This window comes from Streptomyces sp. BoleA5 (assembly GCF_000373665.1).
Taxonomy (GTDB): Bacteria; Actinomycetota; Actinomycetes; order Streptomycetales; family Streptomycetaceae; genus Actinacidiphila.
This window is the reverse complement of record NZ_KB892091.1, coordinates 761,650-784,825: the sequence shown is the minus strand read 5'-3', so window position 1 is coordinate 784,825 and position 23,176 is coordinate 761,650. Positions and strand designations below refer to the sequence as shown.

Genomic DNA, 23,176 nt, shown 5'->3' with positions numbered 1-23,176 from the left:
TCACCGTCCTGGGCGGCGTCGCGATCGGCATGGTCCTGCGCCGCACCCTGCTCTCGATGGTCGTGACCTTCTTCTTCGCGGTCGCCGTCCAGGTGGCCTGGTCCATGCACCGCCTGGACCTCGCGGAACCGGTGAGGATCGTCAACCGCTCGGGGCACGGCGGTTCGGCACCGGCCGTTCCCGCGGGCGGGTTGGAGGTGGACCAGTCGTACCTGACGGGCTCCGGACACACTCTGCCCCTGAGCACCTGTCTTCAGGAGCCCTCCGCGAAGGCCGCCGAGGTCTGCTTCCGGCAGAAGGACGTGGTGGGCCATTCCATCGATTACCTGCCCCTGTCGCAGGTGAGCACCACGCAGTGGCTGGACGCCTCGGTCCTCCTCGCGTTCGCCGCCGGAGTGGCGGTCTTCATCCTGCTGCGGGGCCGCAAGCGCGTCGTCTGACGGCCGCGCTCGCCGAACCGCCCGTTCCCGAGGTCCCGCCGCCGGTGTGAGGCGCTCCACGACGCGCGTTCCGTCCGGGGCGGGCAGTGCGTCACGTGTCCACACCGGCTCCTCCCACCGGCACCGGCCGCCCGGGCCGGCAGCGGAAGGAAGGCACGCCTTGAACCCCGAGAGACCAAGGCCGGCAGGCGCTTTCGGCCAGATCACCGCAGCCGCGCTCGCCACCGCCCTGGTTGGCGGGGCGGCCGTGAACGTCCAGGCCGCTCCGGCCGAGGGCGGGTCCCGCCCGGTGCTCCGTCCGGGGTCGGTGTTCGGCGCGGGGTCCGGTTCCGGAGGCCTCGCGCGGTCACCCTCGTCACCGGCGTCTCGGCCGCCGAAAGCCGGGAGGGCATGACGTTCCGCATATCCCGCGCGGCCGGCGGGCACGCCTTCGCGGTGCCACGCGACGCCGAGCGGCTGCTCGCGGACGGCACCGGGGCCCACCGCACCGCTTCGTAGGGCCTCGCCCTGTCCGCGAGCCCCCCGGTCCAGAGCCGGGGGGCTCGCGCCTGCCTCGGAACTCCGCTGACCGGTCGTGCGGCGGGGGTCCTTCGCGTCCGCGGGCCGGGTCGCGCGTCCGGGGCGCACCCGCCGTTGCATACGCCGGCGATATGCCGTGCTGGCTAGGCTTCGGGCATGCGTGTACTGATCGTGGAGGACGAGCCCTATCTGGCCGAGGCCGTCCGTGACGGTCTGCGGCTGGAGGCGATCGCCGCCGACATCGCCGGCGACGGCGACTCGGCCCTGGAACTGCTGAGCGTCAACTCCTACGACCTCGCGGTCCTCGACCGCGACATCCCGGGCCCGTCCGGCGACGAGGTCGCCCGGCGCATCGTCGCCTCCGGCAGCGGCATCCCGATCCTCATGCTCACCGCCGCCGACCGGATCGACGACAAGGCTTCGGGGTTCGGGCTCGGCGCGGACGACTACCTCACCAAACCGTTCGAGCTGCGGGAGCTCGTCCTGCGGCTGAGGGCGCTCGACCGCAGACGCGCGCACGCCCGGCCGCCGGTCCGCGAGATCGCGGGCCTGCGTCTGGACCCCTTCCGCCGGGAGGTCTTCCGCGACGGTCGGCACGTCGCGCTCACCCGCAAGCAGTTCGCCGTCCTGGAAGTCCTCGTCGCCGCGGAAGGCGGTGTCATCAGTGCCGAAGAGCTGCTGGGACGGGCCTGGGACGACAACGCCGACCCCTTCACCAACGCCGTCCGCATCACGGTCTCCGCACTGCGCAAGCGCCTCGGCGAACCATGGCTCATCACCACGGTGCCCGGCGTCGGCTACCGCATCGGCGCCGGCGGCACCTCCGCCGTGCCGGTGTCCGCGGGGGTGTCCAGGACCTCGCCGTCGCGGTAGACCCTGGTCACCTCGACGTCGAGCACGGTGGCGATCCGGGCGAACGACCAGTAGTAGCCCACCACCTGGAGCACCTCGACGAACTCGCGCTCGCTGAGGAAGGAGCGGACCAGACCGAACACCTCGTCGCTGACGCGCGGGTGCCGCACCACTTCCGCGGCGAGGCGGATCAGGGCGCGGTCGGGGAGGGCGATGGCGGGGTTGTCCAGGTCGCCCGCCCTGATGAGGCGGAGGGTCGTCTCGTCGACGCCGGCGGACTGCGCGACGGGTTCGTGCTGGGCCGCGACGAAGGCGCACTCGGTGCAGGCGGCCACGGTGAGGATGACGAGTTCACGCGAACGGGCCGGCAGACGCAGGGCGGTGACCTGGGCCCGGGCGAGCTCCACGAACGGCTTCACGGTGCCGGCCGAGTGGGACAGCATCTTGACCATGGGGTCGGGCGGCAGTGTGGTCAGGTACTGACGGACGTCGTCGGGGAAGGACGCCGGGTCCGGGTCGGTCAGTCGGGGCATGGTCGCTCCTGCGTCGTGCGGTCGTGCGGTCGGGTGCGTCAGCGGGTGTCGGCGGGGAGGTCGAAACCGGCGTCGCTCAGGTACCGGAAGCGGCCGTCCTCGGCGTGGGCGCCGAAGACCGCGACCTCGCGGTGCAGGGTCGAGCCGTCCGCCAGGGTGACGCGGTAGGTGTGCCGTTCGGCGTACGTCGTGCCGTCGCAGACCTCGTCGAGGACGGTCAGCGTGCCGCCGGTGATCCGGCTGCGGAGGCCGGCGACCATGGCCGCGAACTGCTCGCGGGTCAGGACGCCGCCGTTGTTGCGGTGGGTGTAGTCGGGCGCGTAGTAGCGGTCGAGGACCTCGTCCAGCGCGACGCCGGGCTCGGGCTCGAAGACCAGTGCCCGGAGGGCCTCACTGACGCGGGCACGCGGGATCGCCACGGATGCTCCTTCGTGGGGAGAGTATCCGGACCTCGGGGTCCGTATGTACGACCGTACCGGACCTTGGGGTCCGGTACGGTCCCGGAGAACCTGTGGGCCGTGTCACAGGCCGGCGGCGCGTGCGACGGAAGGGCGCTGGTACCGCGAGTCCCAGGAAAACGGGACTACTCCCTGCGCGCCCCGCTGCGCCGCACTGTGGATGCGTCGGAGAACGAACACACCTGAGTCGGGAGTGACACCATGACGACCACACTGATCACGGGAGCCAACAAGGGCCTGGGTTACGAGACCGCGGGCCGCCTGATCGCGGAGGGCCACACCGTGTGGATAGGCGCCCGTGACGCCGAGCGGGGCCGTCAGGCCGCCGAGCGGCTGGGCGCGTCCTTCGTGCAGCTCGACGTGACGGACGACGACTCGGTCGCCGCCGCCGCGCGGACGGTCGAGGCCCAGGGCGGCCTGGACGTGCTGATCAACAACGCCGGCATCGAGGTGCGCCGGGCGGACAACAGCGTCGTGCCCACCGTGGAGACCACCGCCGACGAGATGAGGAAGACCTTCGACACCAACGTCTTCGGTGTCGTGCGCGTCCTCCACGCCTTCGTGCCGCTGCTCCGGAAGTCCGCCTCCCCGGTCGTCGTCAACGTCAGCAGTGGTCTGGGTTCGCTGCACCACGTCACGGACCCGGACCAGCCGGCCTACATGTTCCCGGGCATGGACTACCCGGCGTCGAAGCTGGCGGTGAACATGATCACCGTGCAGTACGCGAAGGCGCTGCCGGACTTCCGGATCAACTCGGTCGAGCCGGGCTTCACGAAGACCGACCTGAACGGCAACACCGGTTTCCAGACGGTCGAGCAGGGTTCCGAGATCATCGTCCGTATGGCGCTCGTCGGCTCCGACGGCCCGACCGGCGGCTACTTCGACCGCGACGGCGCGCTTCCCTGGTGACGACCGGCCCCCTCGCCGACCCCCGGCGGCGTCCCTGAGCGGGCCGCCGCGAGGGGGCGGGGGATCGGCCGCCCGAAGCGCGCCGCCAGCGGGGCGTGCGGGCGGTCAGGCGCGGAAGCCGTACATGGGGCCGAGGGACTTCCAGGAGTGGAGGTTCCCGCGGGCTCGGTCGTCGAGAAGCCCGTGCAGTCCGCGTTCTTGCGGAACGTGACGGGCCGGTCCGTCATGTTGATGTTCGCGAGGATCCCGAACGGCGCCGTCACGCACTCGGTGTCGACGTCCTGGTAGAGCGCCGTGTGTCCCGTGAACCACTCCGTTTCGAAGACGCAGAGGCTGCCCGCGGTGGTGCACCGGGAGTCGCCCGTGTCCACGGCGATCGGGCCGGACGCCGCGGACGCCGAGGTGGGGGCCGGCCCCGGCAGAAGGCCGGCGGCGATCGCCGCGGCGCGCTGGCAACCGAGTCCGTGCATGACTCTCCTTCGTGACGCCGGGCGGGACGACGGGGTTTTGAGGCCTCCCGGCCTGACCCGGCCGCGAGGAAGTGGTCAACGATTCAACTGGATATGGCCGGTTCCGAACCCGTGTCCTTGACGCGAACGAGGGGGCCGTAGGCGCCGTACCGGCGGGTTAAGCTATGGCAATGACGGCGGATGCTCCCCTGGACGCAGAAGAGGAACGCTTCTGGCGCGCCCTGCAGCGTGTGATGACCGCGCTGCCGAAGGCTCTGGATGACGACCTTCTGAAGTCGACGGGGCTGACGCTGTCCGAGTACTCGGTGCTGATGTTCCTGTCCGAGGCCAAGGACCGCGAACTGCGGATGATCGATCTGGCCGAGCTCACCCGCCTCTCGGCCAGCCGCATCTCACGGGTGGTCGACTCGCTGAAGGCGCGCGGCTGGGTGGCCAAGCGCCGTCACGAGGTGGACGCTCGGGGCAGCGTGGCGACCCTGACGCCGGGCGGGCTGGAACGGCTGGAGGCCGCCTACCCGTCGCTCCTGGCCAGTGCGCGCAGGCGCGTGATGGACCACATGGAGTCCGGCTCCCTCGCGGGCATGGCCGTCCAGTTCGAGAGTGTCGCCGAGCACCTCGGCTAGCTCCTCCGGGCAAACCCGGTGGCGCACCCGGGCCGTGAGGGACCAGCATGCGGGGCATGACCGATCAAGCGACGCGATGGACCCGGGCGACCGTCTACCCCGACATGTGGGTCGACCCGGACGACGACCCCCGCAACACGGACGGCCCGAGTCCGGAGGGCGAACTCGCGACCCTCCACGACTACCTGACGAGCTATCGGATGACCCTGCGGATGAAGTGCCAGGGCCTGGACGCCGGGCAGCTGGCGCGTCGTTCGGTCCCGCCGTCGACGATGTCGCTGCTCGGCCTGGTCAGGCACCTCGCGGAGGTGGAACGCGACTGGCGGAACTGGATACGCGAAGGTGAACCCCTGCCGAAGCTGTACGGCCCGCGTGACGCGGACTTCGACGGTGCCGTGGCCGACCAGGCCGTGGTCGACGCCGCGTTCCGCGATCTGGAGCGCGAGCAGGCCGAGACCGACGCGGCGCTGGCGCGGTACCCGGAGCCGGGCGTGCGCGTGGGGAAGGACGGGATGGCGGTCCGGGAACTGCTGGTGCACAGGGTCGAGGAGTACGCCCGCCACTGCGGCCACGCCGACCTGCTGCGCGAGTGCGTCGACGGCAGGGTCGGTCAGTGACCTGCCCGTTCGGGGCCAGGTCTTGTCGTCACGTGAGCTCCCCCAGCTGACGCTGGGAGGGGCTCCCAGGTGCGGTGCATCGCGGAGCATGGTCCTCGCAGCGGGCTACTCGGACGATTCGGCGACGCGGCGCGGGGGCACCCCCGGCCGAAGGTCGGGGGAGGGCATGTGACGACACGGCCTATCTGCCGCGGGCGGACGCCCGGTTCGGTACGACCGTCCTCGAGGTGTCGACCAGCGCGAGCCCGGCCAGACCCCAGCAGGGGCAGGCCGGTCAGCTGCCGGAAGCCGGCGCCGCCCCAGCCGGGCGCGTCGGCGAGCCGGGCGAAGAGCAGCCCGGAGTACGCGGCCGGAACGCGGTACGTGAGCACGGACAAGCCCGAGCCCCGGCCGACGAGTTCGGGGCGGCACCGCACGCCGCAGGCCAGGACCCTACCGGGAGTTGCCGGACGGTCCCACCGGGGCCTTCTCCGGCCCGGACGGCCCCCTGCCCTGGTGATCCACGCGGTCAGCCCACGCTGCGGTCCCGCCCCGCGAGCACGCCGGCGGCCAGCTGCGCCACCATCAGGACCGCCAGGAAGACCAGGGGGATCCGCCAGCCGTCGGTGCGCTCGTAGAGCGCGCCGACCATGAACGGGACGGGGATCGACAGCAGGTAGCCGGTGCTCTGGGCGAAGGCGGAGAGCCGTACCACCGTGGCGCTGTTCCGGCCGCGCAGCCCGATCATCGTCAGGGCGAGCGGGAACGAGCAGTTGGCGACGCCGAGCAGCACCGCCCACACCCAGGGCGCGGCGGCCGGCGCCGCCCACAGCCCCGCGTAGCCGGCCAGCCCGAACACGCCGAGGGCGACCGCGATGCCGCTCTGCCGCCGCAGCCGCCCCGCGAGGGCGGACAGCGCGAAGGACAGCGGCACCCCCAGCAGCGAGGTGACGGCGAACAGCAGGCCCGCCCTGCCCGCCGGCAGCCCCGCGTCTCGGTACATCTGGGGCAGCCAGCCGATGACGACGTAGGCGGCACCGGCCTGCAGGCCGAAGTACGCGGCGAGGGCCCAGGCGGTGGGGGAGCGGGTCATCCCGGCGCCGGGCCCCGGGCCGGACGCGGGACCGGGCGGCGGCGCGGGCGCGGGGCCTGGCCCCGACGCGTTCCGCGGCGGCCGGTCCGCCGTACGGAGGCGTGCCAGCACGATCCACGGGGGCACGGCGAGTGCGGCGACCACACCCCAGGCCCCCAGCCCCCACCGCCACTGCCCGTCGAACGCCCCGGAAAGCGGCACGGTCGTGGCGGCCGCGACCGCGGCGCCCAGGTTGAGCGCCATGGAGTACAGGCCGGTCATACGGCCGACCTGGTCGGGGAAGCGCTGCTTGACGACCACCGGCAGCAGCACATTGGCGACGGCGATCCCGGCGAGCGCGAGGGCGCTGAGTGCCAGGAACAGCAGGGTGCCGCCGGCGAGCGGCCGCAGCACGAGTCCCACGGCGACCACGGCCGTACCCGCCGCGACGACCGCCGAGGGCCCGTACCGGCGGGAGAGCCGGGGCGCGGCGACGCCGACCAGGGCGAAGCAGAGCGCCGGCACGGAGGTGAGCAGCCCGGCCGCGGCACCGCTCATCCCGAGGGCGGAGCGCGCCTCGGCCAGGACGGGGCCGAGGCTGGTGACCGCGGGACGGAGGTTGAACGCCACCAGCAGCAGCGCCGCCACCGCCAGGCCGCGGCCGCCCGCCCGGGCGGGATCGCGCCGTCGCGCCGACCGCGCCGGGACCTTGCGGCGTATAATCATGGGATGAGTCTACGTCCCGTGTCCCGCCCTTCCGGGCTCTTCGAGCAGGTGGTCTCCGGACTGCGCCGTCAGATCACCTCGGGGGCCTGGCCGGTGGGCTCGCGCATCCCGACGGAGCCGGAACTCGTCCGGCAGCTGGGCGTGGCCCGCAACACCGTCCGCGAGGCCGTGCGCGCCCTCGCCCACAACGGGCTGCTGGACATACGCCACGGCTCCGGCACGTACGTCGCCGCGACCAGCGAGCTCGCCGGAGTGATGCGGCGCCGCTTCGAGGAGGCCGGGCAGCGGGACGTCGCCGAGGTGCGCGGCGCCCTGGAGTCGGCCGCGGCCGGCCTGGCCGCGACACGCCGCACGGCGGAGGACCTCGCCCGGCTCGGCACGCTGCTGGGCCGGCGGGAACGCGCCTGGGACTCGGGCGACCGGGACGCCTTCGTGGACGCGGACAGCGCCTTCCACCTCGCCGTGGTGGCCGCCTCGCACAACGAGGTGCTGGCCGAGCTCTACGCCGACCTGGGCCAGGTCGTCAGGGACTCCCTGAAGGAGCACTTCGGCGCCCCCGTGCTGCGCCCCGGGGACCGCATGGACCACGCGCGCCTGCTGGACGCCATCCGCGCAGGCGACGCCGCCACGGCGGCCGGCGAAGCCGCCTCCCACACCTCCGGCTGACGTCCCGGCGGCTGAGCCCGTCGGGCGTGCTGGGTGCGGCCGGTCACACCGGCAGCGCGCCCGTCCGCACGGCCTCCTCCCTCAGCCGCGCGGCGGTCCTGGTGACGTCGTATCCGGCACCGACGCCGTCGACGAGGACGACCTCGCCGTGCAGGTGGCGGGTGCGCAACGGGAGGATCTCCTGGTAGGCGTCCGACCGGTACCAGGCGCGCGCCCGCTCCATGTCCGGGAACTCGATCAGGACGATCGTCCCCGGCCACTGCCCCTCGACGACCTCCACCGTCGCCCCGTGGACGGCGAAGCGGCCGCCGAAGGGGTCAAGGGTGTCCTGGATGCGCTCCATGTAGACGAAGACCTCCTCGTGGGGCCGCGCGGGACGAAGGTGGCCGACGGCGTAGGCGGTCATGGCTGCTCCCTGGGGTCGTGGTGTCCGGCGTCCGTTCTGCCCGACGTCCCTGATCCTGCCGGGCCCCCGCGGGCCGGTCGATGACGCCGGAGGTAATCGCCGGGGGGTGAACGAGCGGGTGCGAGCTTCATCACATTCAGGTCATATCGACACGGTTCGGGCAGAGGTGTGAGGCTCCGCCCGGGAACCCGCCCAGGGGCGGCTGTCGAGGGCGGGGGTGACGCTCGCCCCCCGGGTGACGGGGACCTCCTGCGGCTGCCGCTCCGCCGCGACTGACGGACCGTCAACAATTAGCGGAACGGGGGGACTCGCGGCAGGGGGAACACCGTGACGGCCTCGTGGAACGGCCTCCCGCCGCGGCCGCGAGCCCGCCCCCGGGGGCCGCGGCGGTGAACCCTCCGGCCGGCCGGAGACCTTGTCGCGGCGGGCCCGCCGCAGCCGTCGCCGTCCCGGCCGGACGTTGCCGACATCACATCCCGCTCTGTCCAACCGTCCGCCCACACTGGGCAGTCGGCCCGGCCTGAAGCAACCCGACGGACGGAGTGACATGGGTCATACGCGAATATCCCGGCGAGCCGTGGCGGCCGCGGTCGTCGCGGGCGTGGCGGTCCCCGTGGCCGCGGGAGCCGCGACGGCGGAGGCGGCCTCAGCGACGCCCGAGGTGAGCTGCGCCTCCGCGGCTCCGGGCCTGGCCGCGGAACTCCAGCGGGACATCACGAAGGCGCTGGCGGGCGGCACCGCCCGTACCGCCGTCTCCCTGCACGACCGGACCACCGGGACGGCGTGCGCGCTGCGCGCGGACCAGCACTTCGACTCCGCCAGCACGGTCAAGGTCACCGTCCTGGCGACCCTCCTGCGGGACGCGCAGCAGCACCACCGGCACCTCACCTCCCGCGAGGCCGGACTCGCCACCGCCATGATCACGAAGTCGGACAACGACGCGACGACCGCGCTGTGGAAGCAGCTCGGCGTCGCCGAGGTCGGCGACTTCCTGGCCGCGGCCGGGATGAACCACACCACGCCGGGCGGCGCCGGGGCCTGGGGGCTCACCCAGATCACCGCCGGGGACGAGCAGAAGCTGATGGACCTGCTCACGAGTCCGAACGCCGTGCTCGGCGACAACGCGCGCGCCTACGCCCTCAAGCTGATGGGCGAGGTCGTCCCCTCCCAGCGCTGGGGCACCCCCGCGGGCGCCCCGGGCTCCGCGGTCGTGCACGTCAAGAACGGCTGGCTCTCCCGCGCGACCCACGGCTGGCGTGTGCACAGCCTGGGTGCGTTCACCGGCGGCGGGCACGACTACACCATCACCGTCCTCACCGACGGCGACAAGACGATGGCCTCCGGCATCGCCACCATCCAGGCCGTCTCCCGCGCGATCCACCGGGACCTCGACGCGGCTTAGACAGGGCTGTACTTTTCGTCCAGGCTGGACTTGCGGTCCAGTCATGGAGAAGGCGCGAGTCGACGAGAGCGACCCCCCGGTGCGGCAGTGGGCACCGGTGTGCCAGGCCGTGGCCCTGCTGCCGAGCCCGTACGCCGAGGTGGTCCTGCACGACGTGGCCGACGACCGCGTGCTGGGAATCTGGAACCCGATGACACGGCGTACCGCGGGCGACCCCTCGCTGCTGGGCGAGCTCGACGGACTGGACCCGTCCGCGCACGACGTCTACGGCCCGTACGAGAAGCCGCTCGCCGACGGGCGCAGGCTCTCCTCCGTCGTCAGTCGCCGCGACCGCCCCGCCACGGCTCAGCGGCGCGGGGCGACGAACAGGCTCTGCACACCGCGCCCGATGGGACCCCGCTCGTCGTGCAGGGCGGTCTCGGCCATGCCCACCCCGTAGGGGTCGACGGTGGTGCGGGCGTCGAGGCAGACCCACTCGCCCGCGGGGTGGCGGTGGAGGTGGACGGTCAGATCGGGGTTCACGAAGAGGTGCGTGGCGAAGTCCAGCACGTTGCTCACACCGTTGCCGGAGTCCGCGGCGACCAGCACGCGGTCCAGGGGAGCGGTCTTCTCTCCCGCGACGAGCGGGACGCGCATCCGCAGCCAGCAGGTGGCGGGCCCGCGGTCGAGGAAGGAACCGGAGGTGAAGCGGGTCTCCATGGCCGTGTGGTAACCGGTGTCCCACGGCACGGGGAAGAACGGCTCGGGGCGGGCCTGTCCGGGGCCGGGAGGGGCGGGCTCGGGGGCTGCGGCACCGGGTTCGCCACCGCGGTCCGCGGCGGGTACGGTGCCGGGCGCGACGCGGATGCGCACGGCCCGCGCCCGCATGATCTCCGCGCCGCCGTCCGGGGCCAGGGAAGCCTCGACCAGTTCCACGCTGCGGCCCTCGCGCAGGACGCGGGTGGTCACGGTGAGCGGTGCCAGCGGTACCGGGCTGTGGATCTCGAAGGTGATCCGTACCAGGCGCATGTCCTCGCGGGCGCCCGGACGCGTCCGCACCGCGCGCCCGAGCAGGGCCGCGGGCGGCCCGGCGTGCTGGCTCGCGGCGTCCCAGGGGCCGCGTGTGCGGGGGGTCGGGACGAAGCGATCGTCCGCCACCCGCTCGTAGAACGCCTCGACATCACTGTGGTCCGGCACGCTCACCGCTGTTCTCCCGCCCGCTGACGACGGAATCGAGGCTACTGGCGAGTAGGTGCCGTGTCACCGGGGCGGGCCGGTCCGTCAGGCCGCGGGCACCGTGAGCTCGAACCACGTCGTCTTGCCGGTCGCCGTCCGGTCGGTGCCCCAGGCGTCGCTGAGCAGGGCGAGGATCTCCATGCCGCGTCCGCCCTCCGCCTCGCCGTCGGCGACGCGTCGGACGGGGGCGCGGGAGCTGATGTCCTCGACCTCGCACCGCAGGAAGGCGTCCCGGACGCGCAGGTTCAGCCGGACCGGCCCGCGCGCGTGCCGCAGGGCGTTGGTGACCAGCTCGCTGACCAGGAGTTCCAGGGTGTCGGCGAGATCGCCGAGACCCCAGCCGGCCGCCTGGGCCGTGACCATCCTGCGGGCGCGGCCGACGGAGGTCAGCTCGTGCGCCAGGGGCCAGGAGGAGTGCCGGGCGGTGGTGCGTCCGGCCGGAGCGTGCAAGGGGCGTACGGGCTCCAGGGTGCGGGACCACAGTCTGAACTGCCTGGCGAGCCAGGACGGGGGGGAGTGCGCCTCGTCTGTGCCGACGGCCTGGGTGGCCATGGTGATCATTCCCTTCGCTGCCGGGGCGCGGAGCCGGACGATCGCTCCCGTAGCACCCGCTACATCTATCGAATGTACATGTAGCGGGTGCTACGGTAAAGAAAAGGCAATCCACATGAATCGGTCAATTGGGGGACTGTGATGCCGCGACGGGCCGATCCCGCCAAACGGCGCGAACTCCTCGACCGCGTGCGGGGGTACGTGGTCGCACACGGCCTGGCGGATCTGTCCCTGCGGCCGATGGCCAAGGCCCTGGGCACCAGCGACCGGATGCTCCTCTACTACTTCGGCAGCAAGGAACGCCTGGTCTCGGAGGCGCTCGCGCTGGACGCCGACCGCCCGATCCTGCGTTTCCGCAAGGTCGTCGACGCCGTCGGCGCACCCAGGGACGCGTCGGGCATGCGGCGCCTGGCGGAGGCGCTGTGGCAGGAGGTCCGCGGCCCCGAGCGGCGTGCGCTGCTGCCGCTGTACTTCCAGCTGATGGCCTCCTCCATGTTGCGGCCCGAGGAGCACGGCCCCTATCTGGGCGGCCTGATCACCGAGTGGACCGATCTCGTCGTCCCCGTCTTCGAGGGCCTCGGCATGGGCGGGGAACGCGCCCGCATCGAGGCGCGCGTCCTGGTGGACGCCGCCTTCGGCATGCTCGTCGGGTTCCTCGCCGACGGCGACGAGGAGCGCGTGGACGCCGCGTTCCGCACGCTCCTCGACCGCCTCGAAGCCGGCTGGCGCGCCGGCGACCGCACCCCCGGGCCGGCGGCGACCTGATCCGGGACCGGGTGTCACGCCCCGGCCAGCGCCTCCTCGGCCGCCTTCAGCGCCGCCTCGCGGTCGGCCGGGACGAGCCCGACGCGGGTCCTCCGGTCGAGCAGGTCGCCGGTGTCGAGCGCCCCCTCGTGACGTACGGCCCACACCAGTTCGGCGCGCGTGACGGGGTGGCCGGGGACGACCGGCTCCCGCAGGGCGGGGTCGGCGGCACCGAGGGCGTGCACGGCGGGGGCCTCGGTGCCGTAGCGCTGCACCAGGCGGCGCGGGGCCTTCAGGCCGCTGAGCAGGTGCGGCGCCGCGGCGCCCACGAGCGGCAGCGACATGGTTCGGCAGGGGCCGGCGCCGAGCCCGCGGGACGCGACGGCCGCGTCGACGGCGTCCTGGGCCATGCGGCGGTAGGTGGTGAGCTTGCCGCCGACGACCGTCACCACCCCCTCGGCGGAGGTGAGCACCGCGTGCTTGCGCGAGATGTCGGCGGTGCTCCCCGAGCCGTCGGCGGAGGTGTCGAGCAGAGGGCGCAGCCCGGCGAACGCCCCCACCACGTCGCCCCGGTGGACGGGGACGTCGAGCGCCGTGCCGAGGACGTCGAGCAGGAAGCCGATGTCCGTCTCGGGCACCTCGGGCACGTCGGGGACGGCACCGTCGACCGGCTCGTCGGTCAGCCCGACGTACACCCTGCCGTCGCCCTGCGGCAGCACGAGCACAAAGCGGTTGGACTGACCGGGGACCGGTATGTGCAGCCCTGCGGGCAGGTCGCCGAGGCCGTCGGAGCGCAGGACCAGGTGCGTGCCCCGGGACGGCCGCAGCCGTACGCCGTCGACCAGGCCGCCCGCCCACACGCCGGAGGCGTTGACGACCGCGCGGGCCCGGATCGTGTGCTCCTCGCCGGTCAGCTCGTCGCGTACGACGGCTCCCGAGCCGTCGAGCGAGACCGCGCGCACCCGCGTCAGGACACGCGCCCCGTGCGCCGCGGCGGTCCGGGCGATCGCGGTCACCAGGCGGGCGTCGTCGGCGAGTTGCCCGTCCCAGGACAGCAGGCCGCCGCGCAGCCCCGCCGTGCGGAGGGCGGGCGCGAGATGACGGGTCTCCACCGTGGACAGCCGGCGCGGTGCCGGGAGCGTGGCCCGCGCCGTCCGGGCCGACAGGCGCAGCGCGTCGCCGGCCCGGAATCCGGACCAGGCCAGCGCGGCCTGGCCGCGGGAGACCAGCGGGGTCAGCGGCAGCACGAAGGGCTGCGCGCGGACGAGATGGGGGGCGGTGCGCTCCATCAGCGCGCCGCGCTCCACCGCGCTCTCGTACGCGACGTCCAACTGACCCGAGGCCAGGTAGCGCAGGCCGCCGTGGATCAGCTTGGAGCTCCACCGGGAGGTGCCGAAGGCCAGGTCGTGGGCGTCGATCGCGGCGACCGACAGCCCGCGGGACGCCGCGTCGAGAGCCGCGCCCGCTCCGGTGGCGCCGAGGCCGACGACCAGGACGTCCACCTGCTCGCCGGCGGCGAGTCCCGCCAGCTCGCGGGCGCGCCGCGCCGCGGTGAGCGAGGACGCGGGCGCGGGGCCCGAAAGGCCGACGGGGCTCGTGGGGCTTGAGGGGCTTGAGGGGCTTGAGGGGTGCATGGGACTCATCGGGCTCATGGGGCGAGGGTCCTCTCCAGGATGTCCCGCAGCTCCCCGAGGAAGGCCGCGGAGGTCAGATCGGGGTCCTCCTCGTCGGTCATGGTGCGCAGCGAGAGGGTGAACGACTGGACGACCAAGAGCACGGAGCGGGCCTGCCGGACGGCGTGGCCGGCGCGGACCGAGCCGTCCGCGTGGCCCTCCTCCAGGGCGCCGGCGATGAGCTCCAGCAGTGCGTCCTGGCTCGCCCCACGGCGGTCCAGCACATAGGGGAGCAGCAGTTCGGGGTCGACGTCGAGGATCTTGACGAACAGCGGATGGCGGCGGAAGGCACGCACGCCCGCCACCAGCCCCTCGACCATGTGTGTCCGGATGGGGGTGCCCCCGTGCCGCTCGGGCATCGCCTGCACCGCGACCGAGACCCACTCACGGGTCATCAGGTCGCCGACGAGCGTGCGCACGTCGGGCCACCGCCGGTAGAGCGTCATACGGGAGACGCCGGCGCGGCGGGCCACGTCGGTCAGCGTCGTGCGGCGGACGCCGACGGCCAGGACGCAGTCGCGGACCGCGTCGAGCACCGGATCGCTGTCCGAGGTGTTGTGACGAATAGGCGCCATGTGTCACAGTGTAACGCCCAGTGAGGGCCCGCAGAAGACGGCACTCCAGATCGACCGGTGAGGACGAGCCCGTGAACATGTTGTGGAGCGGCTGGGGCGACCCGGCCGAAGCGGCCCCGCTGCCCGACACCGTGATCGGCCTGCTGCGCGACCTGCTGGGCGTCAAGCCCCGAGGCGCGGAGACCATCGCACTGGAGGACATCGCCGTACCCGGGTCCCCGCTCGCCGAAGAGGCCCGGCAGGACCTCGTCGACTGCGTGGGCGACCCGGTCCACGTGCGCACGGACGCCGAGTCCCGGATCCGCCACACGCGCGGCAAGTCCACCCCCGACCTGCTGCGCATCCGCGCCGGCGACGTCGACGACCTTCCGGCGGCCGTCGTGCTGCCCGCCGGCCACGACGAGGTCCTGGCGGTCCTCGCGGTCTGCGCCGAACACGGCCTCGCCGTCGTCCCCTTCGGCGGCGGCACCTCCGTCGTCGGCGGACTCGCCCCGCAGGGGCGGCGCCCCTTCGTCGCGCTGGACCTGCGCCGCATGAACCGGCTGCTGTCCCTGGACGCCGTCTCCCGAACCGCGATCCTCCAACCGGGGCTGCGCGCCCCCGAGGCCGAGGCACTCCTGGCCGAACAGGGCTTCACCCTGGGCCACTTCCCCCAGTCCTACGAGTGGGCCACCATCGGCGGATTCGCCGCCGCCCGCTCCAGCGGCCAGGCCTCCGCGGGCTACGGCCGCTTCGACGAGATGGTGCTGGGCCTGACCGTCGCCACCCCGCAGGGCACCCTCGACGCCGGGCGGGCCCCCCGCTCCGCGGCCGGCCCCGACCTGCGCCAGCTCGTCCTCGGCTCCGAGGGCGCTCTGGGCGTCATCACCTCCGTGACGGTGCGGATCCGCCCGATCCCCCAGGTCAAGGTCTACGAGGGCTGGCGCTTCGCATCCTTCGCCGAGGGCGCCGCGGCCCTGCGCCGGCTCGCCCAGGACGGGCCCCGCCCGACGGTGCTCCGCCTGTCCGACGAGACCGAGACGATGGTCGGCCTCGCCCAGCCCGACGCCATCGGCTCGCAAGGGGCGGCGTCCGCCGGGTGCACGGCGATCGCCGGCTACGAGGGCACCGCGCGGGACACCGCACTGCGCCGGGAGCAGGCCGCGGCGGTACTGCGTGAGTGCGGCGGCGAGTACCTGGGCGAGGAGCCCGGCGAGCGCTGGGCGCACGGCCGCTTCTCCGCCCCCTACCTGCGGGATTCGCTCCTCGACGCGGGCGCCTTCGCCGAGACCCTGGAGACCGCCGGTTTCTGGTCCCGGATCGCGGAGCTGTACGACTCGGTGCGCGAGGCCCTCACCACGACGCTGGCGGCGGCCGGCACCCCGCCGCTGGTGATGTGCCACATCTCGCACGTCTACGAGAACGGCGCCTCGCTCTACTTCACCGTCGTCTCGGCGCAGGGCGAGGACCCCGTGGCGCACTGGACCCCCGCCAAGGCGGCCGCCAACGAGGCCATCCTCGCCGCGGGCGGCACCATCACCCACCACCACGGCGTGGGCACCGACCACCGCGACTGGTACGTCCGGGAGGCCGGCCCGCTCGGCATCGAGGCCCTGCGCGCCGTCAAGGACGCGCTCGACCCCGACGGGCTCCTCAACCCCGGCATCCTGCTGCCCGCCCGCTGACCGCAGGCCGGCCCGACACCCGCCCGCCGTTCCGCCGTCCCCGCCCCGGAGGCACGCCACATGCGACAGTTCACGGCCGTCGTCAACCCCACCGCCGGGGGCTTGACCGGGGCGGCAGCCCTTCTCCCACTGGCGAGACTGCTCCGGGAGGCGGGCGCGGAACTGGAGACGGCCTACAGCGACAGCCTCCGGCACGCGCAGGACCTGGCACGCCGGGCCGGAGAGCGCGGCCACGTCGTCCTCGCCGTCGGCGGCGACGGCATCGTGGGCGGCATCGGCGGCGCCCTCAGTGGCACCGGCGCCGTCCTCGGCCTCGTCCCGGCCGGCCGCGGCAACGACTTCGCGCGCGCCCTCGGCCTTCCCTCCGGGCCCGCCGAACTCGCCCGGATACTGCTGCGGAGCGAGCCGCGCGCCGTCGACACCATCGAGGTCGAGTCGGCGGTCCACGACCGTGCCGTCGTCCTCGGCAGCGTCTACGCCGGCGTCGACGCGGTCGCCAACCACCACGCCAACACCGCCCGGCTGCTGCGCGGTCCGGCCTCCTACTACGCGGGCGGCCTGCGGGCGGTGGCCGGCTGGCGCGCCGCCGCCTACCGCGTCACCGTCGACGGCGTCGTCCACGAACGCCGCGGCTACACCGTGGTCGCCGCCAACTCCGGCTACTACGGCTCCGGCCGGGCCATCGCGCCCGGCGCGCGGGTCGACGACGGGCTGCTCGACGTCGTCATGATCCACGACGCGCCGCGCCGCCTCTTCTTCGCGCTGATGAACGAGCTCAAGACCGGGGCGCACACAGCGCGCCCCCAGGTCGAGATCGTGCGTGGTAAGGAGATCCGCATCGAGGCCGACCGAGCGGTCCCGTACGGCGCGGACGGCGAGGTGGAGGCCGCCCTCCCGGTCACCGCGCGGATCCGGCCGGGAGCCCTCCGGGTGCTGTGCTGACCCTTGCGGCCGGTAGCCTCGCACGGTGCCCGAACACGCCTATCTCGCCGCGGTCCGTGAGTCGTACGACACCGTCGCCGCCGACTACGCCGCCAAGGTCAGCAGGCCGGACGGACTCGACCCGCTCTCCCGCGCCATGCTGGCCGCCTTCGCCGAGACCGTCCGCACCGCCGACCGGGGCCCGGTGGCGGACCTGGGATGCGGCCCGGGGTACGTGACGGCGCACCTCGCCGCCCTGGGCGTGCCCGCGTACGGGGTCGACCTGTCGCCGCGGATGGTCGAGCTGGCCCGGGAGGCCCACCCGCACCTGCGCTTCACGGTCGGCTCCATGACCGCGCTCGACATCGGCGACGGCGAACTCGGCGGCGCCCTCGCCTACTACTCGACCCACCACACGCCGCCCGAGCTGCTGCCCGTCGTCTTCGCCGAGGTCCACCGCGTCCTGGCACCCGGCGGCCACCTGATGCTGGCCGGCTGGGCCGGCGACGACGAGCACGTCCATCCGGAGCACGCCTACGGCGGCCATCCGGTCTCCTACGGTCTGCACCTGCTCCCGGCCCCGCGGATCGCCGCGCTGATCGAGGAGTCCGGCCTCACCGTCACGGCACGACTGGTGCAGGAGCCCGCCGCGGGTGCCAAGCGCCCCGTGGCCACGCTCCTCGCGCGGAAACCCGAACGCCCCTGAGCGGCGGGCTTGAATCGGCCGTAACGGGAGGTCATAGCGTTGTCCGCGTGATCGGGAACGACGACGACAGGCGTCTGTGGAGCATCGGCGAGGTGGCCCGTGCCACCGGGACGACCGTCCGCACGCTGCGCCACTACGACGAGACAGGCCTGCTCGGTGTGAGCGCACGCACCGCCTCCGGACACCGCCGCTACACCGCGCGTGACGTACGGCGGCTCTACCGGGTGCGGGCACTGCGCGCGCTCGGGCTGCCGCTGGACGAGATCCGGCGCGTCCTCGCGGACACCGCGGAGGACCTCGGGTCCATGCGCGAGCTGCTGACCGCCCAGCTGTCCGCGCTGGAGGCGCAGGCCGGACGGATCGAGCAGCTCACCGCGCGGCTCCGCGGGCTCCTCGGGCGGATGGACGGGGCGTCGATGCCCGATCCCGAACAATTCATGACGACCCTGGAGACGATGTCCGTGTTCGAGACCCACTTCACCACCGAACAGCAGGAGCGACTGGCCGCGCGCAGGGCCGGGATGGGCCCGGAGGGTGTCGAGGCCGCGAGGTCCGAGTGGACCGGGCTCGTCGAGGCGCTGCTGTCCCACGCCGAGGCGGGCACCCCCGCCGACGACCCCGAGGCCGCGGACCTGGTCGCACGATGGGACGCCCTGGGCAGCCGCTTCCATGCGGCGGGGGAGGACGGTGAGGCGACCAAGGCGGCCGCGCGGCGGCTCTGGGACGAGCGCGGCGAGGAACTCGCGCGGAACCTGCCGTGGTCCCCGGACCGGATGCGGGCCCTGCTGCGCTACGTGGCGGAGGTCCGCGAGGCCGGTTAGGCCCGGTTTGGGCGGCGACGTCCGGGAGCCGGGCGGGGCCGCGGCGCCCGAGAGGGTCGCCGCGGCCCCGCGGACCACGCGTTTCCGGGTCGTCGCGCCGACGCCGTAGCATCCGCTGGAGAGGCACGACGGCGGAGAGGACGCGATGAGCCTGAACGGGTCCGAGGACGCACGCGCCGAGGACGTGGCGCTCACCCGGGCCGCGCAGGCCGGCGACGTCGCGGCGCTCGGCCTGCTCCTGGAACGTCACCGGGCCGGCATGCGCGCCGTCGCCCTGAGCATCCTGGGCCCGGGGCCCGACGTGGACGACGTGCTGCAGGACGCCGCCCTGACGGCGCTGCGCCGCGTGGGCGACGTCCGCGACCCCGCCGCGGTCGGGCCGTGGCTGCGGATGGTCGTCCGCAACGGCGCCCGTTCGCTGCTGCGCGGGACGGTACCGACCGGGCCGCTCGACGACCTCGTCCTGCGCGCGGCGGACTCCGGCCCCGAGCGGTGGCTGGAGGACAACGCGTTGCGGGACTGGATCTGGGAGGCTGTCGAGCGGCTCTCCCCGGCGCTGCGGCTGCCGCTCGTGCTGCGCCACTTCACCACCGGCGTCAGCTCGTACGAGCAGATCGCCTCGGCCTGCGGGCTGCCCGTCGGCACCGTCCGCAGCCGGCTCAGCCAGGCGCGGGCGAAGCTCGCGCAGGCGCTCGCCGCCACCGCTGACGACGCGCACGACGACACCGCCCGGCGCACCAGGGCCAGCAGGACCGAGGCCCACGAGACCCTCGCGGCGGCCGAGCGCGGGCACTTCGCGGACCTCCTGCGGGAACGCTGGTCCCCCGAGGTCGCCCTGCTCAGCGGAAAGGAGCGGGTGGGTGACCGGGACCTGCTGATCCGCGGTATGGACTGCGACCTGGCCGCCGGGATCCGCCAGCGCCTCGTCCACGCCGTCGCCGGGCGCTCGCTGACCGTCTGGGAGATGGACATCGTCAATCCGCCGGACAATCCCGACCACTGCCCGCCCAGCGTCGCCTGGCTGATGACCCATGACTCCGCGGGCCGGGTCCACCGCCTGCGCCTGCACCACCCCCGCCCCGTGCCCGTCCCCGGCGCCGCGGCCGCCTGAGCAGGGCCGTTCCGGCGCGGAGGGGGCGTCCGGGGCGGGGGTGGCGGCGCGTCAGCTGTGGAAGCGGATGTAGCCGTCGCCGTCCGCGTCGGAGCCGCGCTTGGTGTACGCGTGGACGTCCGAGCGGCTGCCGGAGGGCTTGTAGAGGTAGATCGTGTCGCGGTCGTTGTTCCACATGAAGTTGCAGTTGTCGCGGTAGACCACGTTGTTCTTGTCCGAGTCCGTGCCGTTGCCGCCGCGCAGCTTCACGAAGTCCCCGGGCTGGAGGTAGTGGTTCGCGGTGAAGGCGAAGCGGTTGCCCGTGGCGTCCTTGACGACGTAGCCCCTGAGGTTGACCGTCGCCGAGGCCGAGTAGTTCTTGATCGTCAGGTACTCCGCGCGGGTGTTGCCGGAGGAGCAGCTGTTGGAGTCCCGCCCGGGCGCGTCGTACTGCGCCCCGCGGATCTTGAGGGCCGAGCTGTACTCGGCGGCGTGCGCCTGGGTCGGTATGAGGACGGCGGTGGCACAGGCCGCGGCGAACGCGGCCACCCCGATGCGGGCGTGCTTGGTCATGGGATTCCCCCCTGTGGGAACGGGCCGCGCGCGGGTCATGCGCGCGGCGGAAGCAGGACGTTACATCAGAGCCGGGGTGCGCCGGTGAACGTTTCGCCGTTCCGGGACGCGTCCCGTCCTGCGGACGCGTTCCGGTCCCCGCCGACGCGCGCGGCACGCGTCGCCCCCGCCCGCGCGTGCCGGGCGGCCGGCTCCACCGCCGACGTCCTGCGAGGTATCAAACCACTTCAGGTGAACCGGAGTCGGGCTTTCCGGAACATGGCTTCGCAAGCGAGGAAACCGGTCGGCAACGTGCGCATACCGCCAGGTCGTCACTGTGCCGGTGTCGTGCACGAGGGGGACGCGGGGCTGCCAGGATGTGCGCATGAACGAGAACGATCAGGGGCGGGACGAACTGCTGGCGGCCGCGGTGGGGCTGCGTGAACGTGGAGAGGCGGAGGCGGCCAGGCAGCAGCTGGTCGCGCTCGCGGAGCGGTTCCCGGGGGACGCGCAGGTGGCCTACCAGGCGGCGTGGGCGCACGACGTGCTGGGCCTGGAGGCGGAGGCGGTGCCCTTCTACGAGCTGGCCCTGCGCGGGGCGGGGCTGTCCGAGGACGACCGGCGCGGCGCGCTGCTGGGCCTGGGCAGCACCTACCGGATCCTCGGCCGCTACGACGAGGCGGTCCGGCTGCTGCGCGTGGCCCTCATCGACTTCCCCCACGACGGCGCGCTGCGGACCTTCCTCGCGATGGCCCTGTACAACACCGGCGGACACCGCGAGGCCATGCGGATCCTGCTGACGCTGCTCGCGGACAGCAGCACCGACCCCGACATCGCTCGCTACCGGGGCGCCGTCGCGTACTACGCCGAGGATCTCGACGCGACCTTGTGAACGCGGCGGCCGGCCCGCCCCCTCGCGCCGGCCGCCGGATCGGACGACCGCCACCAGGACGTCGGCGAAGGCCACCTCCGCCGACGTGGGGCGGGTGGTGCGGATCGCGTCGCGCGGGGCGGCGGCCCGCGCCGCGTTGACCGGCCGAGGCCGTGCTCCCCTGGTGTACGGCCGCGACCGTCCCGAGGACGGCGTGAGCGCGCGCGGCGGTGTCACCCTGGACGACCTCCACGCCCTCTTCCCCGGCTGCTGAGGCGCGATGAGGCCCGCGCCCCGTCGGCTCGAACCCGCAGGCGTCCAGGTGGAACCCCCGCAACGCGTCCTCGAAGTCCACGTGCAGCCACGCGCATCCCGCCCCCCCCCGCGCCCGCCGGGCCGCAGCGGCCACCAGCCCGGCTCCGATCCCGGAGCGGCGGGAGCCCCGCGGTGCGCCGGCCCGGCGCCGCCCTCAGCGCGCTGCTCGCGCTCACCGCGGAACACGTACGCGTCCCGCCCGGAGCCCGGTGAGGACGGCTGTGGTGACCAGGGCGTATGCCACGTGCGGCACGATGTCGGAGATCCAGTCCGAGCGCGACCAGGTGCGCGGGTCGGTCACGCGCAGCACGGTCATCGGGCCGTTGGTGCCGATCAGCGCGCCCACGGTCGCCGTCGCCGTCAGCACGGCGGTCGGCGGCCGCCAGTCGCAGCCCAGGGCCAGGCCCAGCGTCGCGCCCATGCCGGCCCCGGCCGCGATGCCGGTGAGGGCGCCCAGGGACGAGATGCGGTTGTGGCGGGCGTCGTCGTCGCCGGGGATCGGCACGTGTGCGGTCTCGGAGAGCCGCTCGACAGTCGTCGCCGGTGCGGAGCTCGCGCCGCGGCCGCGCAGCAGCATGTCCAGGTAGCCCACGGTGTTGAGCGCCGTGGTGCCCGCCGCGCCCGCGGCCGCCCCGCACAGCACCCCGTGCGCGGGCCCGAAACCGTCGCGGGCCGTCACGGGATCACCGGGCCGGGCGGAGGCGTGCCGGCACGCCGGGTGGAAGGAGAAAGGGTCGTGGCCTGCATACCTCCCAGTAAGGCGCCGTACCGCGGGCCTCGCCACCGGAAGCCGGGAGCGGGCGCGGCGGTCATCCGGCTGTGCGCTCCAGGCCCGTCAGCAGGCGCGCCACGTCCAGGTCCGCGGTGAGGTACTCCACGAAGGTCCCGTTGCTCAGCGCTCAGGGTGAGCGCCGCTCCCGGACGAGCGCGACGGCGGCGCTCACCTCGCGGCCGCTCTCCACGAGCGCCTGCGCCACGACGAGCCCGGACCGGTTGTACCCGGAGTGGCAGCGCACCAGGGTGCGGCGCCCGTCCCGCACGGACCCGGCGACCGTGCGGGCGGGCCGCTGGAACACCTCGATCCGACCCGGGGCGAGCGGGCCGTCCGGGATCTCGGCCACGATGTGCTCCACGCCGGGCGGCGGGCCGTGCCCGGAGCGTGTGAACAGCTGACGACGAGGCCGAACCCGTCACCTACCACGGCCGGTTGCGGCTCGCCCCGCGGGCCGGTCCAGTCGTGCCCGCCCATCCACAGCCCCGGCGCGGCCTCGTTCCACGCCATGTCCGGCCCGGGGACCTCATGATGGACCTCACGATCCCTCTGACGTGTCCTCATGGCCCACCCCTCCGGCTTTCCCAACGGCCCTCGCCCGCGCCGAGGTTCCCTTTTTCGGAGCCCGCTGCATGAACCCGCCCCGCCCGGGAACCCGAGCAGTACGGCCGCGCCCCGCGACTACCCACCCCCCCCGGTCGCCGGGCGCGGCCTTCAGTTGCGCGTGGTCAGCCGGCCGCCTGGAACGCCCGGCCCGCGAGGGTCGTGTGCGTGCCGTCGGTGAACAGGCCGCTGCTGGGTCCTGCCGGGTCGGCGCCGAGGCCGAACCAGGCGTGGCGCTGCACGTAGGGCAGGGCCTCAAGGGCCGGGTCCGGTATCCGCTCGGCGTCCTCCAACCCCGCGCCGCGGTGCCGCGCGACGGCGCGGCCCCGTTCACGGTCGCGGACCTGCCGGATCGTGATCCCCACCAGCCAGGACCGGAACGCCGCCGGGTCCCGCAGTTCCGACAGCCCCCGCACCATGCGCAACAGCG

Annotated in this window: 28 protein-coding genes and 1 pseudogene; 16 read left to right on the top strand and 13 right to left on the bottom strand. The window is 74.0% G+C overall.

The window, feature by feature from the left end; translation table 11 throughout:
• Positions 1–440, top strand: a pseudogene (locus B085_RS0107525) (ABC transporter); the annotation flags it as partial.
• A gap of 675 nt (positions 441–1,115) precedes the next feature.
• Positions 1,116–1,832 (top strand): response regulator transcription factor, encoded by a 717-nt coding sequence (locus B085_RS0107515; RefSeq protein ID WP_018557956.1) that lies wholly within the window; start codon positions 1,116–1,118, stop codon positions 1,830–1,832.
• On the opposite strand, the gene B085_RS45510 is transcribed toward B085_RS0107515, so the two are convergent.
• Both B085_RS45510 and B085_RS0107505 read right to left on the bottom strand, forming a co-directional pair.
• Positions 1,757–2,344, bottom strand: a complete 588-nt coding sequence (locus B085_RS45510) for a carboxymuconolactone decarboxylase family protein (protein WP_018557955.1) — start codon at positions 2,342–2,344, stop codon at positions 1,757–1,759. The genes B085_RS0107515 and B085_RS45510 overlap by 76 nt on opposite strands.
• Before the next feature lie 38 nt (positions 2,345–2,382).
• Complete coding sequence (locus B085_RS0107505; RefSeq protein ID WP_018557954.1) at positions 2,383–2,763, bottom strand: nuclear transport factor 2 family protein; 381 nt, start codon at positions 2,761–2,763, stop codon at positions 2,383–2,385.
• A gap of 240 nt (positions 2,764–3,003) precedes the next feature.
• Here B085_RS0107505 and B085_RS0107500 point away from each other — a divergent pair, with 240 nt between their 5' ends.
• A complete protein-coding gene (locus B085_RS0107500; RefSeq protein WP_018557953.1) occupies positions 3,004–3,711 on the top strand; it encodes an SDR family oxidoreductase in 708 nt (235 codons plus the stop codon).
• Here the strand turns inward: B085_RS0107500 and B085_RS0107495 are convergent.
• Positions 3,678–4,181, bottom strand: a complete 504-nt coding sequence (locus B085_RS0107495; protein ID WP_018557952.1) for a hypothetical protein — start codon at positions 4,179–4,181, stop codon at positions 3,678–3,680. The two genes, B085_RS0107500 and B085_RS0107495, sit on opposite strands and share 34 nt — an antisense overlap.
• A 170-nt stretch (positions 4,182–4,351) precedes the next feature.
• Between B085_RS0107495 and B085_RS41645 the strand changes: the two genes are divergently transcribed.
• Both B085_RS41645 and B085_RS0107485 read left to right on the top strand, forming a co-directional pair.
• The gene (locus tag B085_RS41645) at positions 4,352–4,804 is read left to right on the top strand and encodes a MarR family winged helix-turn-helix transcriptional regulator (RefSeq protein WP_037731435.1); all 453 of its coding nucleotides are present in this window, start codon (positions 4,352–4,354) and stop codon (positions 4,802–4,804) included.
• Between the two features lie 56 nt (positions 4,805–4,860).
• Positions 4,861–5,421: a DinB family protein gene (locus tag B085_RS0107485; protein ID WP_026250771.1), complete on the top strand. Its 561-nt coding sequence runs from the start codon at positions 4,861–4,863 to the stop codon at positions 5,419–5,421.
• Between the two features lie 508 nt (positions 5,422–5,929).
• Here B085_RS0107485 and B085_RS0107480 read toward each other — a convergent pair.
• The gene (locus B085_RS0107480; protein ID WP_018557949.1) at positions 5,930–7,198 is read right to left on the bottom strand and encodes an MFS transporter; all 1,269 of its coding nucleotides are present in this window, start codon (positions 7,196–7,198) and stop codon (positions 5,930–5,932) included.
• 3 nt (positions 7,199–7,201) lie between these two features.
• Between B085_RS0107480 and B085_RS0107475 the strand changes: the two genes are divergently transcribed.
• Entirely contained in the window at positions 7,202–7,864 is a 663-nt protein-coding gene (locus tag B085_RS0107475) for a FadR/GntR family transcriptional regulator (protein ID WP_026250770.1), read from the top strand.
• 43 nt (positions 7,865–7,907) lie between these two features.
• Here B085_RS0107475 and B085_RS0107470 read toward each other — a convergent pair whose 3' ends face one another.
• Positions 7,908–8,270 (bottom strand): DUF1330 domain-containing protein, encoded by a 363-nt coding sequence (locus tag B085_RS0107470; protein WP_018557947.1) that lies wholly within the window; start codon positions 8,268–8,270, stop codon positions 7,908–7,910.
• 547 nt (positions 8,271–8,817) lie between these two features.
• On the opposite strand from B085_RS0107470, the gene B085_RS0107465 reads away from it, so the two are divergent.
• Both B085_RS0107465 and B085_RS41640 read left to right on the top strand, forming a co-directional pair.
• A complete protein-coding gene (locus tag B085_RS0107465; protein WP_026250769.1) occupies positions 8,818–9,672 on the top strand; it encodes a serine hydrolase in 855 nt (284 codons plus the stop codon).
• A gap of 43 nt (positions 9,673–9,715) precedes the next feature.
• Entirely contained in the window at positions 9,716–10,111 is a 396-nt protein-coding gene (locus tag B085_RS41640) for a PAS domain-containing protein (RefSeq protein WP_018557945.1), read from the top strand.
• Here B085_RS41640 and B085_RS0107455 read toward each other — a convergent pair.
• Both B085_RS0107455 and B085_RS0107450 read right to left on the bottom strand, forming a co-directional pair.
• Entirely contained in the window at positions 10,018–10,854 is an 837-nt protein-coding gene (locus B085_RS0107455) for a thioesterase family protein (RefSeq protein ID WP_018557944.1), read from the bottom strand. The genes B085_RS41640 and B085_RS0107455 overlap by 94 nt on opposite strands.
• 78 nt (positions 10,855–10,932) lie before the next feature.
• The gene (locus tag B085_RS0107450) at positions 10,933–11,448 is read right to left on the bottom strand and encodes an ATP-binding protein (protein WP_018557943.1); all 516 of its coding nucleotides are present in this window, start codon (positions 11,446–11,448) and stop codon (positions 10,933–10,935) included.
• A gap of 132 nt (positions 11,449–11,580) precedes the next feature.
• Here B085_RS0107450 and B085_RS0107445 point away from each other — a divergent pair, with 132 nt between their 5' ends.
• Positions 11,581–12,204, top strand: a complete 624-nt coding sequence (locus B085_RS0107445; RefSeq protein WP_018557942.1) for a TetR/AcrR family transcriptional regulator — start codon at positions 11,581–11,583, stop codon at positions 12,202–12,204.
• A 14-nt stretch (positions 12,205–12,218) separates the two neighbouring features.
• On the opposite strand, the gene B085_RS0107440 is transcribed toward B085_RS0107445, so the two are convergent.
• Together B085_RS0107440 and B085_RS0107435 are read right to left on the bottom strand one after the other, a co-directional pair.
• Positions 12,219–13,817 (bottom strand): glycerol-3-phosphate dehydrogenase/oxidase, encoded by a 1,599-nt coding sequence (locus B085_RS0107440; RefSeq protein WP_026250768.1) that lies wholly within the window; start codon positions 13,815–13,817, stop codon positions 12,219–12,221.
• 14 nt (positions 13,818–13,831) lie between these two features.
• On the bottom strand, positions 13,832–14,431 hold the full coding sequence (locus tag B085_RS0107435) for a TetR/AcrR family transcriptional regulator (protein WP_026250767.1): 600 nt from the start codon (positions 14,429–14,431) through the stop codon (positions 13,832–13,834).
• Between the two features lie 71 nt (positions 14,432–14,502).
• Between B085_RS0107435 and B085_RS0107430 the strand changes: the two genes are divergently transcribed.
• The 5 genes from B085_RS0107430 to B085_RS0107410 all read left to right on the top strand — a co-directional run bounded on the left by B085_RS0107430 (position 14,503) and on the right by B085_RS0107410 (position 19,654).
• Positions 14,503–16,095 carry an FAD-binding oxidoreductase gene (locus tag B085_RS0107430; protein ID WP_018557939.1) on the top strand — a complete coding sequence of 531 codons (1,593 nt, stop codon included), beginning with the start codon at positions 14,503–14,505 and terminating at the stop codon, positions 16,093–16,095.
• A 60-nt stretch (positions 16,096–16,155) separates the two neighbouring features.
• The gene (locus B085_RS0107425; protein WP_018557938.1) at positions 16,156–17,037 is read left to right on the top strand and encodes a diacylglycerol kinase family protein; all 882 of its coding nucleotides are present in this window, start codon (positions 16,156–16,158) and stop codon (positions 17,035–17,037) included.
• Between the two features lie 25 nt (positions 17,038–17,062).
• Positions 17,063–17,722, top strand: a complete 660-nt coding sequence (locus B085_RS0107420; protein ID WP_018557937.1) for a class I SAM-dependent methyltransferase — start codon at positions 17,063–17,065, stop codon at positions 17,720–17,722.
• Positions 17,723–17,769: 47 nt separating this feature from the next.
• Complete coding sequence (locus B085_RS0107415) at positions 17,770–18,543, top strand: MerR family transcriptional regulator (RefSeq protein ID WP_018557936.1); 774 nt, start codon at positions 17,770–17,772, stop codon at positions 18,541–18,543.
• Positions 18,544–18,688: 145 nt separating this feature from the next.
• A complete protein-coding gene (locus B085_RS0107410) occupies positions 18,689–19,654 on the top strand; it encodes an RNA polymerase sigma factor (protein ID WP_018557935.1) in 966 nt (321 codons plus the stop codon).
• A gap of 51 nt (positions 19,655–19,705) precedes the next feature.
• Here B085_RS0107410 and B085_RS0107405 read toward each other — a convergent pair whose 3' ends face one another.
• Positions 19,706–20,206 carry a lamin tail domain-containing protein gene (locus B085_RS0107405; protein ID WP_018557934.1) on the bottom strand — a complete coding sequence of 167 codons (501 nt, stop codon included), beginning with the start codon at positions 20,204–20,206 and terminating at the stop codon, positions 19,706–19,708.
• A 364-nt stretch (positions 20,207–20,570) separates the two neighbouring features.
• Here B085_RS0107405 and B085_RS0107400 point away from each other — a divergent pair, with 364 nt between their 5' ends.
• Both B085_RS0107400 and B085_RS49180 read left to right on the top strand, forming a co-directional pair.
• Positions 20,571–21,077 (top strand): tetratricopeptide repeat protein, encoded by a 507-nt coding sequence (locus B085_RS0107400; RefSeq protein WP_018557933.1) that lies wholly within the window; start codon positions 20,571–20,573, stop codon positions 21,075–21,077.
• Between the two features lie 97 nt (positions 21,078–21,174).
• A complete protein-coding gene (locus B085_RS49180; RefSeq protein WP_158689677.1) occupies positions 21,175–21,330 on the top strand; it encodes a hypothetical protein in 156 nt (51 codons plus the stop codon).
• A 213-nt stretch (positions 21,331–21,543) separates the two neighbouring features.
• Here B085_RS49180 and B085_RS0107390 read toward each other — a convergent pair whose 3' ends face one another.
• From B085_RS0107390 to B085_RS50560, 3 genes are all read right to left on the bottom strand, one after another.
• Positions 21,544–22,050 (bottom strand): hypothetical protein, encoded by a 507-nt coding sequence (locus tag B085_RS0107390; RefSeq protein ID WP_018557931.1) that lies wholly within the window; start codon positions 22,048–22,050, stop codon positions 21,544–21,546.
• 220 nt (positions 22,051–22,270) lie between these two features.
• A complete protein-coding gene (locus B085_RS51615) occupies positions 22,271–22,492 on the bottom strand; it encodes a dual specificity protein phosphatase family protein (protein WP_018557930.1) in 222 nt (73 codons plus the stop codon).
• 379 nt (positions 22,493–22,871) lie between these two features.
• A complete protein-coding gene (locus B085_RS50560; protein ID WP_234018506.1) occupies positions 22,872–23,171 on the bottom strand; it encodes a hypothetical protein in 300 nt (99 codons plus the stop codon).
• Between the last annotated feature and the right edge of the window lie 5 nt (positions 23,172–23,176).